Origin of the sequence: Streptomyces noursei (genome assembly GCF_001646665.1) — a bacterium.
Lineage (GTDB): Bacteria > Actinomycetota > Actinomycetes > Streptomycetales > Streptomycetaceae > Streptomyces > Streptomyces lavendulocolor.
The window spans coordinates 203,359-220,268 of the sequence record NZ_LWBU01000347.1 but is presented as its reverse complement, the minus strand read 5'-3'; the positions used below and the strand labels follow the sequence as shown (position 1 = coordinate 220,268).

The window sequence follows — 16,910 nt, the reverse complement described above, 5'->3', positions numbered from 1 at the left end:
GAGGCATTTTTGCGTTCCGGGCCTATTTGCCTGGATGAGGCGGTGTCAGTCCGAGCCGCTCCGCCGCTACTTGGACGTCTGCCGGCCCGTCAGTGCCGGTTGGGCATTCCCGCTCGTTCGGGGTATGCTTTATCTCGTTGCCGAGGGGGAAACACCGAAGCGACAAGCTGGCCCCTATAGCTCAGTCGGCAGAGCGTCTCCATGGTAAGGAGAAGGTCAACGGTTCGATTCCGTTTGGGGGCTCAGAGAACGAAGAAGGCCCCCGCCCTAGTGGCGGGGGCCTTCTTCGTATTTCCGGGCGCTCAGTCCGTGTGAGGCTCCGGGAGGCGCATCGCCAGGATGGCCATGTCGTCCGACGGGGGCTCCGCGGCGAAGCGCTCGACCGCGCGCATGATGCGGGCGGTGACCGCGCCGGCCGTCAGGCCCGTACACGTGGTGAGGACCTCGGTGAGGCCGTCGTCGCCCAGCATGCGGGAGCCCTCGCGGCGTTCGGTGACGCCGTCGGTGACGCAGAGCAGGACATCGCCCGGGGCGAGGGTGACGGTCTCCTCGTACAGCTCCAAGTCGTCCATGACGCCGAGCAGCGGCTGCGGCTCGGCGGCCGGTTCGACCGTGCCGTCCTGGCGGAGGCGCAGCGGGAGGGGATGGCCGGCGCAGACGACCTTGAGGAGCGCGCTGCCGTCCTCCTGGGGCCACAGCTCGCCGTACAGCAGGGTGAGGAAGCGGCTGCGGGCGCCCTCGTCGAGGATCGCGGCGTTGAGACGCTCCAGGACCGCCGGGCCGCCGAGGCCTTCGCGGGCCAGCAGGCGCAGGGCGTGGCGGGCGAGGCCCGTGACGGCCGCCGCTTCCGGGCCCGTACCGCAGACGTCGCCGATGGCGAAGCCGTAGGCGTCGTCATTGATGGGGAACAGGTCGTAGAAGTCGCCGCCGACCTCGTTGCCCTCGCCGGCGGCGCGGTAGATGACGTCGACCTCGACCCCGGGGATCTGGGGCAGGCCCGGGGGCAGCAGGCTGCGCTGGAGGGACTGGCTGATGGCCATGCGCTCCGAGTACAGGCGGGCGTTGTCCAGGGCCAGGGCCGCTCGGCGGGAGAGGTCCTCTGCGAGTTCCAGGATCTCCTGGCGGAAGTGGTCGTCCGTCGGCCGGCCGAGGGTCAGCATGCCGATGACGCGGTTGCGGGCGACCAGGGGGAGGACGACGGTCTCGCCGCCGACCGCGGCGGCCGTGGCCAGGGTCGTACCGATGCCGGACGAGAGGGGGGTGGAGGCGAGACCCAGCTCGCGCATGGACGTGCGCAGGGCCGCGCGATGGGCGACGTCGGCGGGGGCCGTCCAGACGCGGGCGCCGGGGGAGGGGACCGGCTCGGGCGGGGGGATCTTGGCCAGCAGGGCCTTGAGGCCGTCGATGCGCTCCTCGTCCTCGTGCAGTACGTACGAGAGGTAGGGCTCGGAGGTCGGGTCGGCGATCGTGTAGACGGCGCACCAGGTCGCGAGCGTGGGGACCGTCATCTGCGCCATCAGCGCCAGGGTCTGGTCCCGGTCGAGGGTGCCGGCGAGCAGGTCGGAGGCCTCGACGAGGAAGCTGAGGGAGCCGCGGCGCAGGCGTTCGAGCTCGCCGAGGCGGGCGGACTCGACGGCCAGGGCGATGCGGTCGGCGGCGAACTGGAGGCGCAGTGCCTCCTCGTTCGAGTACCGGCCCGCGGCCTCGGCGGCCACGCCGAGCGAGCCGGTGAGGCGGCCCTCGACCTTGAGGGGGACGGTGACGACCGAGCGCATGCCGGTGCCGTTGAGGAGCGGCACCGAGCCGGGGACGGCCGACAGATCCTCGTGGACGGCGGGCATGCGGGCGGAGGAGTAGCGGCCGGTGCCGGCGGCCTCGACGGGGACGCGGGCGAAGCGCTGGCGCGCGGAGGGCAGGCCGGTGGTGGCGCGTACCTCCAGCTCGGTCTCGTCGTCGGTGGCGAGGAGGAGGAAGGCGGCGTCGCCGTCCAGCATGTCGCGGGCGCGCTCGACGGTCCGCTGGAGCAGGCCGTCCAGGTCGTCGGGGGCGGGGGAGCCGATGAAGACCTCGAACGGGTCGGTGCTGCGGCTCTCGTTGCTGGAGTCGACTGGGGTGCGGTGCGGGGACTGCAGGACGGCGCGCTCGTAGTCCCGTACCAGCAGGCAGACGGTCGACGGTTCACCGTTGGTGTCGCGTACGCGCAGGTGGGAGGCGTACACCGGGATGACGCGGCCGTCGGTGCCGCGGATGCCGTAGCTGCCCTCCCAGCGTGACAGGCGGAGCGCCTCGGCGATGCCGGTGCCGATTCCGGGGGTGTGGGGCCAGGCGGCGAGGTCGCCCAGCGGCTTGCCGACGACCTGGTCGGCCGCGTAGCCGAAGAGGTGCTCGGCGTCCTCGTTCCAGGCGGTGATCGCGCCGTGGCGGTCGATCTGGGCGACGGCGACACGGACCCGGTCGTCGGCGACCGGGAGGAGCTCGGTGGGCAGGACGGGGCCGGCGGAGCGGGTGCCGACGGGGCGTTCGGGGAGGTCGAGCTGGAACCAGACCTGCTTGCGGGTGGGGGAGTACTCGACGCCCCAGCGGGACGCGAGCGCGGCGCACAGGAGCAGTCCGCGGCCGTTCTCGCTGTCGGGGTCGGTCAGGGAACGGCTGCTGCCCTGGAGGGGGACCTCGCGCTCCGGATAGCGGTCGGCGACCTCGATGCGCACGCCGTTCTCGGTGCGCAGGCACAGGACGTCGGCGGCCGTTCCGGCGTGGATCACGGCGTTGGTGACGAGTTCGCTGGTCAGGACGACGGCGTCGTCGACGACGTCGGTGTACCCCCAGCCTTGGAGGGTGTCCCGGACGAAGGCCCGGGCGGTCGCCACGGACCGTCCCACGGGTTCGAAGGTGGCGGCCGCCCGAGCGGTGATCACAGAACTCCTCGTACACGTATCGACGCCCGGCTCTGCCATGATCGGCCCTGCCCCTCCCCGTGCCCGGTGGTCTTGCAGCGTCGCGCCGCCCCTGCCGGGCGGACCGGGGCGGTTGGACAGCCGGATGCCAGGTTACTTACCTTCGCTGTCCGGGCGGATGGAGGTCACCGCTGTTTCCGTCCCCCGAGGACGGGGACGTTATGCGAAGCTGCCGAACTGTTATGGCCGGGTTCCGTCGTGGTGAAACACTGGGAAGGCTTCCAGCGGCAGCGGGAGCGGCAATGCCCGAGCAGTACGGTCAACCCCTTCGGGAGGGACACGGTGGAGTCTGGCGTGACGGCGCGGGGCGGTAGCACGCGCGCGAAGGGCGGACGGCCCCGGAGCGGCGGGACCGTCGAGGTGGACGCCGCCGCCCTGGATCGGCTCCTGGCGGCTCTGGTGTCGATGCGGGACGGCAATTTCCGCAAGCGGCTGACCGTGACCGGCGACGGGGTGATGGCGGAGATCTCCGCCGTCTTCAACGAGGTCGCTGACCGGAAACTGCACCTGACCGGTGAGCTGCAGCGGGTACGGCGGATGGTCGGGCGCGAGGGCAAGCTGTCCGAGCGGCTGGAGGTCGGGGCCAGCGAGGGCGCGTGGGCGCAGGCCATCGAGGCCGCGAACGCGCTGGTGGACGACATGACCCGGCCGGTCTCCGAGGTCGGGCGGGTGCTGTCCGCGGTCGCGGAGGGTGACCTCGACCAGCGGATGGAGTTGCGGTCGGAGGGTACGGACGGGTCGGCGCGGCCGCTGCGGGGCGAGTTCCTGAGGGTCGCCCGCACCGTGAACAACCTGGTCGACCAGCTGTCGGCGTTCACCGACGAGGTGACGCGGGTGGCGCTGGAGGTCGGCACCGAGGGCAAGCTGGGTGGTCAGGCGCAGGTCCGGGGCATGTCGGGTTCGTGGAAGGACCTGACGGACTCGGTGAACACCATGGCGTACCGGCTGACCGCTCAGGTGCGGGACATCGCGCTCGTCACGACGGCGGTCGCCAAGGGCGACCTGTCACGCAAGGTCACCGTTCATGTGGCCGGCGAGATGCTCCAGCTGAAGAACACCGTCAACACGATGGTGGACCAGCTGTCCTCGTTCTCCTCCGAGGTCACGCGCGTGGCCCGCGAGGTGGGTACGGAGGGCGAGCTCGGCGGCCAGGCGGAGGTGCCGGGCGTCGCGGGCGTGTGGAAGGACCTGACCGACTCCGTCAACACGATGGCGGGGAACCTGACGTCCCAGGTGCGGGGCATCGCCGAGGTGACCACGGCGGTGGCGAACGGTGACCTGTCGCAGAAGGTGACGGTGAGCGCGCGGGGTGAGGTGGCGCAGCTCGCCGACACGATCAACCAGATGACCGAGACGCTGCGGACGTTCGCCGACGAGGTGACGCGGGTGGCGAGCGAGGTCGGTGCCGAGGGGCTGCTGGGCGGTCAGGCGCAGGTGCCGGGTGCGGCGGGGACGTGGAAGGACCTGACCGACTCGGTCAACACGGTGTTCCGGAACCTGACGACGCAGGTGCGGGACATCGCGCAGGTGACGACGGCGGTGGCGAACGGCGACCTGTCGCAGAAGGTCACCGTCGATGTGGCCGGCGAAATGCTGGAGTTGAAGAACACCGTCAACACGATGGTGGACCAGTTGTCGGCGTTCGGCTCCGAAGTGACCCGGGTGGCGCGGGAGGTGGGCGTCGAGGGCCGCCTGGGCGGTCAGGCCGAGGTACCGGGTGCGGCGGGGACGTGGAAGGACCTCACCGACTCGGTCAACACGGCGTTCCGCAACCTCACCGGTCAGGTGCGGGACATCGCCCAGGTGACGACGGCGGTGGCGAACGGCGACCTGTCGCAGAAGGTCACCGTCGATGTCGCGGGCGAGATGCTGGAGTTGAAGAACACCGTCAACACGATGGTGGCGCAGCTCTCCTCGTTCGCCGACCAGGTGACGCGCATGGCGCGGGACGTGGGCACGGAGGGCCGGCTCGGCGGCCAGGCCCGCGTACCGGGGGTGTCCGGTACGTGGAAGGAGCTGACGGACTCCGTCAACTTCATGGCCGGCAACCTCACCTCGCAGGTGCGTCAGATCGCGCAGGTGACGACGGCGGTGGCGCGCGGTGACCTGTCGCAGAAGATCGACGTGGACGCGCGCGGCGAGATCCTGGAGCTGAAGAACACCATCAACACGATGGTGGACCAGTTGTCGGCGTTCGCGGAGCAGGTGACCCGGGTGGCCCGCGAGGTGGGCACCGACGGGCGGCTCGGCGGTCAGGCGCAGGTGCCGGGCGTCGCCGGGGTGTGGCGCGACCTGACCGACTCGGTGAACGGCATGGCCGGGAACCTCACCGCGCAGGTGCGCAACATCGCCCAGGTCGCCACGGCGGTGGCGCGGGGCGACCTGTCGCAGAAGATCGACGTGGACGCGCGCGGCGAGATCCTGGAGCTGAAGAACACCCTCAACACGATGGTGGACCAGCTGTCGAACTTCGCCGAGCAGGTGACCCGGGTGGCCCGCGAGGTGGGCACCGAGGGCATCCTGGGCGGGCAGGCGGAGGTGCAGGGCGTCTCCGGCACCTGGAAGGACCTCACCCAGTCCGTCAACTCGATGGCGAACAACCTCACCTCGCAGGTGCGGAACATCGCCGAGGTGACCACGGCGGTCGCGAAGGGCGACCTGTCGAAGAAGATCACCGTGGATGCGCGGGGGGAGATCCTCGACCTGGTGACCACCGTGAACACGATGGTGGACCAGCTGTCGAACTTCGCCGACGAGGTGACCAGGGTCGCCCGCGAGGTGGGCACGGAGGGCATCCTCGGCGGGCAGGCCCGGGTGCGGGGCGTGACCGGCATCTGGAAGGACCTGAGCGACAACGTCAACGTGATGGCCAACAACCTGACGTCCCAGGTGCGGAACATCTCGCGGGTGTCGTCGGCGGTCGCCAACGGTGACCTGACCAAGAAGGTGACGGTCGAGGCGCGCGGCGAGGTCGCCGAGCTGGCCGACACCGTCAACACGATGGTGACGACGCTGTCCTCGTTCGCCGACGAGGTGACGCGGGTGGCGCGTGAGGTGGGTACGGAGGGTGAGCTGGGCGGCCAGGCCCGGGTGCCGGGTGTCTCCGGCACATGGAAGGACCTGACCGAGTCGGTGAACTCGATGGCGTCCAACCTGACCGGTCAGGTGCGCCAGATCGCCACGGTCACCACCGCCATCGCCAAGGGCGACCTCACCAAGAAGATCGACATCGATGCGCGCGGTGAGATCCAGGAGCTGAAGAACACCATCAACACGATGGTCGACCAGCTGTCGTCGTTCGCCGAGGAGGTGACCCGGGTCGCCCGCGAGGTGGGCACGGAGGGCATCCTCGGTGGCCAGGCCCGGGTGCGCGACGTGGACGGCACCTGGCGCGACCTCACCGAGTCGGTGAACGAGATGGCCGGGAACCTGACCCGGCAGGTGCGCGCCATCGCGGCCGTGGCCACGGCGGTGACCCGCGGCGACCTGAACCTCAAGATCGACGTGGACGCGGCGGGCGAGATCCAGGTCCTCCAGGACAACATCAACACGATGATCGCCAACCTGCGCGACACGACGCTGGCCAACGAGGAGCAGGACTGGCTCAAGGGCAACCTCGCCCGGATCTCAGGCCTCATGCAGGGCCGGCGCGATCTGGAGGACGTGGCCTCGCTGATCATGAGCGAGCTGACGCCGGTCGTGTCGGCGCAGCACGGCGCGTTCTTCCTGGCGATGCCGACCGGCGGGGGCAACGAGATCGGCGCGGACGAGGACGGCTCGTACGAGCTGGTCATGCGCGGCAGCTACGGCTACTCGTCCGGAGCGATGCCGACGTCGTTCCGGCCGGGCGAGACGCTCATCGGGACGGCCGCGGAGGAGAAGCGGACGATCCAGGTCAACGTGCCGCCGGGGTACCTCAAGATCTCTTCCGGGCTCGGGGAGGCGGCCCCGGCGCACGTGATCGTGCTGCCGGTGCTGTTCGAGGGGAAGGTGCTCGGGGTGATCGAGCTGGCGTCGTTCCAGCCGTTCACCCAGATCCAGCGCGACTTCCTCAACCAGATCGCCGAGATGATCGCGACCAGCGTCAACACCATCAGCGTCAACTCCAAGACCGAGGTGCTGCTCAAGCAGTCGCAGGAGCTGACCGAGCAGCTGCGCGAGCGGTCGGCCGAACTGGAGAACCGGCAGAAGGCGCTCCAGGACTCCAACGCCGAACTGGAGGAGAAGGCCGAGCTGCTGGCGCAGCAGAACCGCGACATCGAGGTCAAGAACACCGAGATCGAGGAGGCGCGGCAGGTGCTGGAGGAGCGGGCCGAGCAGCTCGCGGTCTCCATGCGCTACAAGTCCGAGTTCCTGGCGAACATGTCGCACGAGCTGCGTACGCCGTTGAACTCGCTGCTCATCCTGGCGAAGCTGCTGGCGGACAACGCGGACGGGAACCTGTCGCCGAAGCAGGTCGAGTTCGCCGAGACGATCCACGGCGCGGGCTCGGACCTGCTCCAGCTGATCAACGACATCCTGGACCTGTCGAAGGTCGAGGCGGGCAAGATGGACGTCAGCCCGACCCGGATCGCGCTGGTGCAGCTCGTCGACTACGTGGAGGCGACGTTCCGGCCGCTGACCGCGGAGAAGGGGCTCGACTTCTCGGTGCGGGTCTCGCCGGAGCTGCCCGCCACGCTCCACACCGACGAGCAGCGGCTGCTGCAGGTGCTGCGCAACCTGCTGTCGAACGCGGTGAAGTTCACCGACAGCGGGGCGGTGGAGCTGGTGATCCGCCCGGCGAAGGCGGACGTGCCGCAGTCGATCCGGGAGCAATTGCTGGAGGCCGGTTCGCTGCGCGACGCGGAGGGCGACCTCATCGCCTTCTCCGTGACGGACACCGGGATCGGCATCGCGGCCAGCAAGATGCGGGTGATCTTCGAGGCGTTCAAGCAGGCGGACGGGACGACCAGCCGCAAGTACGGCGGTACGGGCCTGGGGCTGTCGATCAGCCGGGAGATCGCGCGCCTGCTGGGCGGCGAGATCCACGCGGCGAGCGAGCCGGGCCGCGGGTCCACCTTCACCCTGTACCTGCCGCTGCACCCGAGCGAGCTGCCGCCGCAGGGGTACGGGCACGGGCAGGGCGCCGACCATCTCCACCACGGTACGGACGAGGGCGCCCTGGACGTCCACGGGCTGCCCGCCGCGGGACCGGGCGACGAGCGCTCGGGGCGCCGCTCCGGCGCGGGCGCGCTGTTCCGGCACCGCCGCAGGGCGGCGCTGGGCGCCGCGGACCAGCGGACCGCGCTGCCGGGCCGGCCGGGCCAGCCGTCGCAGGCGGGTCAGCCGGGGCAGACCGGTGCGCCGGCCGGTGCGCAGGGGCAGGGGGCCTCCGGTTCCTCCGGCGCGCAGGCGTCCGGGCAGGGGCCTTCGGGGGCGGCGGCGGGCTCCGGGGGTTCGGCGGCCGCGGAGGCGTGGCCGGCGGCCGGGCAGGAGGCGCACGAGCCGAGGCCGAGCTTCTCGTTCCACGGCGAGAAGGTGCTGATCGTCGACGACGACATCCGCAACGTCTTCGCGCTCACCAGCGTGCTGGAGCAGCACGGGCTGTCGGTGCTGTACGCGGAGAACGGCCGGGAGGGCATCGAAGTCCTGGAGCAGCACGACGATGTGACGGTCGTACTGATGGACATCATGATGCCCGAGATGGACGGCTATGCGACGACCACCGCGATCAGGCGCATGCCGCAGTTCGCCGGCCTGCCGATCATCGCGCTCACCGCGAAGGCGATGAAGGGCGACCGCGAGAAGGCGATCGAGTCGGGCGCTTCCGATTACGTTACGAAGCCGGTGGATCCGGATCATCTGCTCGCCGTCATGGAGCAGTGGATGAGCGGAGAGTGAGCGGTGGCGAGGAAAAACCTGGCGAGTTGCTGACTGACTGTGGTTGAAAGCGTGTGAGAGGGCGCTGTTCGGGGAACCTTCTGGTCTCCCACTACGTTTCTGCTATGTGCACAGTGACATCGCGGTGACAGGGTGTGGTGACAGGCGGGGTGCGGCTACCATGACCGGCACAAGGACGGACGGCGCAAGGGAGTCGTCCCCTGGGGCGGCGCCCGGCCAACTGCCGGGGCGAGGAGGACGGGCCATGGTGCAGAAGGCCAAGATCCTCCTGGTCGATGACCGACCGGAGAATCTGCTGGCGCTGGAGGCCATCCTCTCTGCGCTCGATCAGACGCTGGTGCGGGCATCGTCAGGGGAGGAAGCGCTCAAAGCGCTGCTGACGGACGACTTCGCGGTCATTCTGCTGGACGTCCAGATGCCAGGAATGGACGGTTTCGAGACCGCCGCGCACATCAAGCGTCGGGAACGGACACGGGACATCCCGATCATCTTCCTGACGGCGATCAACCACGGCCCGCACCACACCTTCCGGGGGTACGCGGCCGGGGCCGTCGACTACATCTCCAAGCCGTTCGACCCCTGGGTACTGCGCGCCAAGGTCTCCGTCTTCGTCGAGCTGTACATGAAGAACTGTCAGCTGCGCGAGCAGGCGGCGCTGCTGCGCCTCCAGCTCGAGGGCGGCGGCCAGGGCGGAACGGTCAAGGAGTCCCCCGGCCTCCTGGCGGAACCGTCCGCGCGGCTCGCGGCGGTCGAGGAGCAGGCGGAGGCGCTGTCCAAGCAGCTCGACGACGACTCGGCGGACGCCGCGGCCGTCGCCACCGCCGCGCACCTGGAACGCAAACTCACCGGGCTGCGCCGGGCGTTGGACGCGCTCGAACCCGGAACCGGCAGCGGCGGCCCGCCGTTGCCGCCGGCGCAGAACTGACCCTCCGGCGACCGACCGTCCGGTGAAGAACGGCGGGCCCGCCCACCGAAGGACGGCGGGTCCCGTCCCGCCCCCCTGTTGACGGCGTCGCCCGTGCGGCACGCCGTCCCGCTGAGTGCGCGTCAGCACCGCGCGTCCGCCGGGACGACACGAACGGGTGAAGCGGTGGGCACACGTGTCCACCGCGCCCCACACCGGTAACCTCACCACCATGGCCTCACGTACGTCCGGCAAGGGTTCCCAGGGCGCGGCGGGCACCGCGCGGCCGCGCGCCGGCCGTACCACCGGCGCGGCGAAGAAGGCCGCCCCGGCCAAGCCCCCCGCGAAGAAGTCCGCATCCGCGAAGGCGGCCGGGCCCGCCGCCCGGGGCGCGAGGAAGGCACCCGCCAGGAAGGCGGCGGCCAAGAAGGCCGCGCCGAGGACGGCACCCTCCCCGACCGCGGGCGTCTACCGGCTCGTGCGCGCCCTCTGGCTGGGCCTCGCCCACGCGGTCGGCGCCATGCTCCGCGGCATAGGGCGCGGCGCCAAGGGGCTCGACCCGGCGCACCGCAAGGACGGCCTGGCGCTGCTGCTGCTCGGCGTCGCCCTGATCGTCGCGGCCGGGACCTGGGCCAACCTCCAGGGCCCGGTGGGCGACCTGGTGGAGATGCTGGTGACCGGCGCCTTCGGCCGGCTCGACCTGCTCGCCCCGCTCCTCGTCGGCTCCATCGCCGTCCGGCTGATCCTCCACCCCGAGAAGCCGGAGGCCAACGGGCGGATCGTGATCGGCCTGTCCGCGCTCGTCATCGGCGTACTCGGCCAGGTGCACATCGCCTGCGGCTCGCCCGGGCGGGACCTGGGCAGCGAGGCGGTGCGCGACGCGGGCGGTCTGATCGGCTGGGCCGCCTCCAAGCCGCTGATCTTCATGATGGGCGAGGTCCTCGCCGTACCGATGCTGGTGCTGCTCACCGTGTTCGGACTGCTCGTCGTCACGGCCACCCCCGTCAACGCCATCCCGCAGCGGCTGCGGGCGCTCGGCGTACGGCTCGGCATCGTCGAGCCCCTCCCCGGCGAGGTGGGCGTCGACGACGAGCGGTACGACGAGCAGTGGCGCGAGGCACTGCCCGCCCGCTCCCGGCGGGGCGGGGCGCAGCCCTCGGCGTACGACCCCGAGGACGCCGAGGAGGAGGCGCTCACCCGGCGCAGGCGGCCCCGCAGGGCGGCCGCCCCGGCCGCCGAGCCGGACTTCGACCGGCCCCTGGACGCCGTCGACGTGGCCGCCGCCGCGGCCGCCGCGCTGGACGGTGCCGTGCTCAACGGCATGCCGCCCTCCCCGGTGGTCGCCGACCTGACGCGGGACGTGACCGGCGACCGGGGACGGGACGCCCGGGAGGCCAGGGACACCCGGGGCGCGCGGGTTGCGCGCGGGGCCGGCGACACCGGCTCCGTACCGCCCGCGCGGGAGGCGCAGACGCCCGGCGGCCTCGTACCGGACCTCACCAAGCCCGCACCCGTCCGCGACGAGCCGCAGGAACTGCCGCAGCGCGCCGAGCAGCTCCGGCTCGCCGGGGACATCACCTACGCCCTCCCGTCGCTCAACCTGCTGGAGCGCGGCGGCCCCGGGAAGACACGCAGCGCCGCCAACGACGCGATCGTCGCGTCACTGACGAACGTGTTCTCCGAGTTCAAGGTGGACGCCGCCGTCACCGGCTTCACCCGCGGTCCGACGGTCACCCGGTACGAGGTGGAGCTGGGCCCGGCCGTGAAGGTCGAGCGGATCACGGCGCTGACGAAGAACATCGCGTACGCCGTCGCCAGCCCCGACGTACGGATCATCTCCCCGATCCCCGGCAAGTCCGCCGTGGGCATCGAGATCCCCAACACCGACCGCGAGATGGTCAACCTCGGCGACGTGCTGCGCCTCGCGGACGCCGCCGAGGACGACCACCCGATGCTGGTGGCGCTCGGCAAGGACGTCGAGGGCGGCTACGTGATGGCCAACCTCGCGAAGATGCCGCACATCCTGGTCGCCGGTGCCACCGGGTCCGGCAAGTCGTCGTGCATCAACTGCCTGATCACCTCGGTGATGATAAGGGCGACCCCCGAGGACGTCCGGATGGTGCTCGTCGACCCCAAGCGGGTCGAGCTGACCGCCTACGAGGGCATCCCGCACCTGATCACGCCGATCATCACCAACCCCAAGCGGGCCGCCGAGGCCCTCCAGTGGGTGGTGCGGGAGATGGACCTGCGCTACGACGACCTCGCGGCGTACGGCTACCGGCACATCGACGACTTCAACGCCGCCGTGCGCGCCGGCAAGGTCAAGCCGCCGGAGGGCAGCGAGCGCGAGCTCCAGCCCTACCCGTACCTCCTGGTCATCGTCGACGAGCTGGCCGACCTGATGATGGTCGCGCCCCGGGACGTCGAGGACGCGATCGTCCGCATCACCCAGCTGGCGCGCGCCGCCGGCATCCACCTCGTGCTGGCCACCCAGCGGCCCTCGGTCGACGTCGTCACCGGCCTCATCAAGGCGAACGTGCCGTCCCGGCTCGCCTTCGCCACCTCGTCGCTCGCCGACAGCCGGGTCATCCTCGACCAGCCGGGCGCCGAGAAGCTGATCGGCAAGGGCGATGGCCTGTTCCTGCCGATGGGGGCCAACAAGCCGGTCCGCATGCAGGGCGCCTTCGTCACCGAGGAGGAGGTCCAGGCGGTCGTACGGCACTGCAAGGACCAGATGGCGCCCGTCTTCCGCGACGACGTCACGGTCGGCACCAAGCAGAAGAAGGAGATCGACGAGGACATCGGCGACGACCTCGACCTGCTGTGCCAGGCCGCCGAGCTGGTCGTCACCACCCAGTTCGGCTCGACGTCCATGCTCCAGCGCAAGCTGCGCGTGGGCTTCGCCAAGGCGGGCCGGCTGATGGACCTGATGGAGTCGCGCAACATCGTCGGACCGAGCCAGGGGTCCAAGGCGCGGGACGTCCTTGTCAAACCGGATGAGCTGGATGGAGTACTCGCCGTCATCCGGGGGGAGTCGGAGTCGTAGGACTCTCCGCGTGACAAGTTCGGGAGCAACCGTTTCCCTCCGCCGTACGTCAAGTTGGAAGGAGGGGCGGGGGCAGTTGTCCCGCCCCTCGGACGCCCGGCCATTCCGATGGCGTACAAAGTGCGTCCGCCCGGTTGCTCCACCCTTTCGTACCACCCATAGACTGAACCTCCAGCAGGTGGTTACACGCTCGAAAGGCGCCCCCGTGTCCATCGGCAAATCCCCCGAAGACGACCGTCCTTCGACCCCCGACACCACGGACGACACGCGTACCGCGGGCGCCGAGGGCGTCGCGGACGTCCCTGACAATCCCGAGGACGACCGGCCCTCGATCGGCCGTGCGCTGCAGCAGGCACGTATCGACGCGGGTCTGACGGTGGAGGAGGTCAGCACCTCCACGCGCGTCCGCATCCCCATCGTGCACGCCATCGAGGAGGACGACTTCTCCCGGTGCGGCGGCGACGTGTACGCCCGTGGCCACGTCCGCACGCTCGCCCGCGCGGTCGGCCTCGACCCCGCGGCCCTGGTCGAGCAGTACGACGCCGCGCACGGCGGCCGCCCGTCGCCCACGCCCGCCGCACCGCTGTTCGAGGCCGAACGCATCCGCCCGGAGCGGCGGCGGCCCAACTGGACGGCCGCCATGGTCGCCGCCATCGTGGCGGTGATCGGCTTCGTCGGCTTCACCCTGTTCAACGGGGACGGCGGCGGATCGCGCTCCACCCATGTCGCCGAGGGCCCGGCCCCGGCGCAGAAGGCCACCGGCAAGCCCAAGCCGCCCAAGGTGGTCGCCCCGCCGCCCGCACCGTCCGAGAGCGCCATCGCCGCCGCGCCCAAGGACAAGGTGACGGTCAAGCTCACCGCGATCGACGACAAGAGCTGGATCTCCGCCAAGGCCCGCGACGGCAAGCTCCTCTTCGACGGGCTGCTCCTCAAGGGCGACTCCAAGACCTTCCAGGACGACGAGCGGCTGGACCTGATCCTGGGCAACGCCGGGGCGATCGAGATCTTCGTGAACGGCAAGAAGGTCGCCGACGAGTTCGAGCCCGGCCAGGTCGAGCGCCTCACCTACACCAAGGGCGACCCCGAGGTCGGATGACCGCCCCGTGCGGGTGACCGCAGGGGCGCGGTCGGTGAGGTGGTTCTTCCCCGGGGCGGTTCACCGCCCCGGGGTTTCGTCTTCTTCCGGTGCGGCCACGGGGGGCGCGGGACGGGGCGGGCCGGGGCGCGGGCGGGCCGTGGCCCGGGGCGCGGGCGGGCCTGGGGCCGGGTGCGCCCGGGGCGGGGGCGGGGGCGGCGGCGGACCACCGGACCGGGTGGTTTCGCGGGCGGGGCAGCGGGGGCGACCGTCCCGTCGTGCGGCGGGACGGGCGGGGAGGTGCCGCCGGGACCCCTGAGCGGCGGGGGTGTCGCTGGGACGAAGTAGTCTTGAGTCCATGCCCGAACGCCGTACCGTCGCCCTTGTCACTCTTGGCTGCGCCCGTAACGAGGTGGACTCGGAGGAGCTCGCAGGCCGCTTGGCAGCGGACGGCTGGGAGCTCGTCGAGGAAGCCGCCGACGCGGACGTCGCGGTCGTCAACACCTGCGGCTTCGTCGAGGCCGCCAAGAAGGACTCCGTCGACGCCCTGCTCGAAGCGAATGATCTCAAGGACCACGGCCGCACCCAGGCCGTCGTCGCCGTCGGTTGCATGGCCGAGCGGTACGGCAAGGAGCTGGCCGAGGCGCTCCCCGAGGCCGACGGCGTCCTGGGCTTCGACGACTACGCCGACATCTCCACCCGCCTCCAGACCATCCTGAGCGGCGGGAGCGTGGAGGCCCACACCCCGCGCGACCGGCGCAAGCTGCTGCCCCTCAGCCCGGTGCAGCGCCAGGAGGCCGCCGCCGGGATCGCCCTGCCGGGCCACGCGCAGGAGGAGCCCGCGCCCGCCCCCGAGGACCTGCCCGAGGGTGTCGCGCCCGCGTCCGGGCCGCGCGCGCCGCTGCGCCGCCGGCTGGACACCAGCCCCGTCGCCTCGGTGAAGCTCGCCTCCGGCTGCGACCGCCGCTGCTCGTTCTGCGCCATCCCGTCCTTCCGCGGCTCCTTCGTGTCCCGGCGCCCCAGCGACGTGCTGGGCGAGACGCGCTGGCTGGCCGGACAGGGCGTGAAGGAGATCATGCTGGTCTCCGAGAACAACACCTCGTACGGCAAGGACCTCGGCGACATCCGGCTCCTGGAGACGCTGCTGCCCGAGCTCGCCGCGGTCGACGGCATCGAGCGCGTCCGCGTCAGCTACCTCCAGCCGGCCGAGATGCGGCCCGGGCTCATCGACGTCCTGACGTCGACGGAGAAGGTCGCCCCCTACTTCGACCTGTCCTTCCAGCACTCGGCCCCCGACGTGCTGCGCGCGATGCGGCGCTTCGGGGACACCGACCGGTTCCTGGAGCTGCTGGACACCATCCGGGGCAAGGCGCCGCAGGCCGGTGTGCGGTCCAACTTCATCGTCGGGTTCCCCGGCGAGCGCGAGGAGGACTTCGCGGAGCTGGAACGCTTCATCACGCACGCCCGGCTCGACGCCATCGGCGTGTTCGGGTACTCGGACGAGGACGGCACCGAAGCCGCCACGTACGAGGACAAGCTCGACCAGGAGGTCGTCGACGAGCGGCTCGCCCACCTGTCGCGCCTCGCGGAGGAGCTGACCGCGCAGCGCGCGGAGGAGCGGCTCGGCGAGACCCTGGAGGTGCTGGTCGAGTCGGTGGACACGACGCCGGGCGGCGACGGCGCCGTCGGGCGTGCCGCGCACCAGGCGCCCGAGACCGACGGCCAGGTGGTCTTCACGTCGGCCGACGGGCTGGTGCCGGGCCGGATGGTGACGGCCAAGGTCGTCGGCACGGAGGGCGTCGACCTGGTGGCCCAGTGTCTTGAGGAGGCGGGCAGATGACCGGAGCCCCGGCCTCCGCCGCGGGCGGTACGGGTAGGCCGGCGCCCGGCGGCAAGCTGGGAGCCGCGGCGGTCAATCAGGCCAGCCTGTGGAACATCGCCAACATCCTCACCATGGTGCGGCTGGTGCTCGTGCCGGCGTTCGTCGTGCTCCTGCTCCAGGACGGCGGCTACGACCCGGCGTGGCGGGCGTGGGCATGGGCGGCGTTCGCCGTCGCCATGATCACCGACATCTTCGACGGCCACCTGGCCCGCGCGTACAACCTGGTCACGGACTTCGGGAAGATCGCCGACCCGATCGCCGACAAGGCGATCATGGCGGCCGGCCTGATCTGCCTGTCGGCGCTGGGCGACCTGCCCTGGTGGGTGACCGGAGTGATCCTCTTCCGGGAGCTGGGCATCACCCTGATGCGGTTCTGGGTGATCCGCCACGGAGTCATTCCGGCCAGCCGCGGCGGCAAGATGAAGACGCTGGCGCAGGGCACGGCGGTCGGGATGTACGTCCTGGCGCTGACCGGGCCGCTGGCGACCCTGCGCTTCTGGGTGATGGCGGTGGCCGTCGTGCTGACGGTCGTGACCGGGCTCGACTACGTGCGGCAGGCGGTGGTCCTGCGGCGCCGGGGGCTCGCGGCCGAGCGCGCGCTGAAGGCGCCGCCGCGCACCGGGACGGAGCCGGGACGATGACCGCGGCGGCACGCGCCCTGGCCCTCCTCGCGGAGAGTGACCAGACGGTCGCGGTCGCCGAGTCGCTCACCGGTGGTCTGGTGGCGGCGGAACTGACGTCCGTGCCCGGCGCCTCGCGAGCCTTCCGGGGGTCGGTCACGGCGTACGCGACCGCACTGAAGCGTGACCTGCTCGGTGTGGACGCGGCCCTGCTGGAGCGGCGCGGTGCGGTCGATCCGGATGTCGCGCTGCAGATGGCGGCAGGTGTGCGGGACCGGCTGGCGGCCGGATGGGGCATCGCGACGACCGGTGTGGCGGGTCCCGACCCGCAGGACGGACAGCCCGTGGGGACGGTGTACGTCGCCGTCTGCGGACCGGCCGGCGGGGCCCTCGGTGCGGGGAAAGTCGCCGCACTGCGATTGAACGGCGACCGTGCGGAAATTCGTAGAGAGAGTGTACGGAGCGTGCTGGAACTGCTCGTGGGCGAACTCTCGGGAAATGCGCGGGCACAGGATACGGAACAGAACGGGGGGAACTGATGTTTGCAGC

The 16,910-nt window shown here is 71.3% G+C and carries 8 protein-coding genes and 1 tRNA gene; 8 read left to right on the top strand and 1 reads right to left on the bottom strand.

The window, feature by feature from the left end; all coding sequences use genetic code 11:
• Positions 1 to 170: 170 nt before the first annotated feature.
• Positions 171 to 243: transfer RNA gene (locus A4V12_RS24550), tRNA-Thr, on the top strand.
• Positions 244 to 302: 59 nt separating this feature from the next.
• Here A4V12_RS24550 and A4V12_RS24545 read toward each other — a convergent pair.
• The gene (locus tag A4V12_RS24545; RefSeq protein WP_064071564.1) at positions 303 to 2,954 is read right to left on the bottom strand and encodes a SpoIIE family protein phosphatase; all 2,652 of its coding nucleotides are present in this window, start codon (positions 2,952 to 2,954) and stop codon (positions 303 to 305) included.
• A 282-nt stretch (positions 2,955 to 3,236) separates the two neighbouring features.
• Between A4V12_RS24545 and A4V12_RS24540 the strand changes: the two genes are divergently transcribed.
• The 7 genes from A4V12_RS24540 to A4V12_RS24510 all read left to right on the top strand — a co-directional run bounded on the left by A4V12_RS24540 (position 3,237) and on the right by A4V12_RS24510 (position 16,900).
• Positions 3,237 to 8,834, top strand: a complete 5,598-nt coding sequence (locus A4V12_RS24540; protein WP_234372325.1) for a HAMP domain-containing protein — start codon at positions 3,237 to 3,239, stop codon at positions 8,832 to 8,834.
• Positions 8,835 to 9,078: 244 nt separating this feature from the next.
• Positions 9,079 to 9,759, top strand: coding sequence for a response regulator (locus A4V12_RS24535; RefSeq protein ID WP_064071563.1), 681 nt, complete (start codon positions 9,079 to 9,081; stop codon positions 9,757 to 9,759).
• Positions 9,760 to 9,970: 211 nt separating this feature from the next.
• Positions 9,971 to 12,784 (top strand): DNA translocase FtsK, encoded by a 2,814-nt coding sequence (locus tag A4V12_RS24530; protein WP_199831367.1) that lies wholly within the window; start codon positions 9,971 to 9,973, stop codon positions 12,782 to 12,784.
• 331 nt (positions 12,785 to 13,115) lie between these two features.
• Positions 13,116 to 13,880, top strand: a complete 765-nt coding sequence (locus tag A4V12_RS24525; RefSeq protein ID WP_064071587.1) for a helix-turn-helix domain-containing protein — start codon at positions 13,116 to 13,118, stop codon at positions 13,878 to 13,880.
• 337 nt (positions 13,881 to 14,217) lie between these two features.
• Positions 14,218 to 15,699 carry a 30S ribosomal protein S12 methylthiotransferase RimO gene (rimO, locus tag A4V12_RS24520; protein WP_064071561.1) on the top strand — a complete coding sequence of 494 codons (1,482 nt, stop codon included), beginning with the start codon at positions 14,218 to 14,220 and terminating at the stop codon, positions 15,697 to 15,699.
• On the top strand, positions 15,696 to 16,382 hold the full coding sequence (pgsA, locus tag A4V12_RS24515) for a CDP-diacylglycerol--glycerol-3-phosphate 3-phosphatidyltransferase (protein WP_064071560.1): 687 nt from the start codon (positions 15,696 to 15,698) through the stop codon (positions 16,380 to 16,382). Before rimO ends, pgsA begins: the two co-directional genes overlap by 4 nt.
• Positions 16,379 to 16,900: a CinA family protein gene (locus A4V12_RS24510; protein ID WP_064071559.1), complete on the top strand. Its 522-nt coding sequence runs from the start codon at positions 16,379 to 16,381 to the stop codon at positions 16,898 to 16,900. The genes pgsA and A4V12_RS24510 overlap by 4 nt, the downstream gene beginning before the upstream one ends.
• Positions 16,901 to 16,910 lie beyond the last annotated feature (10 nt).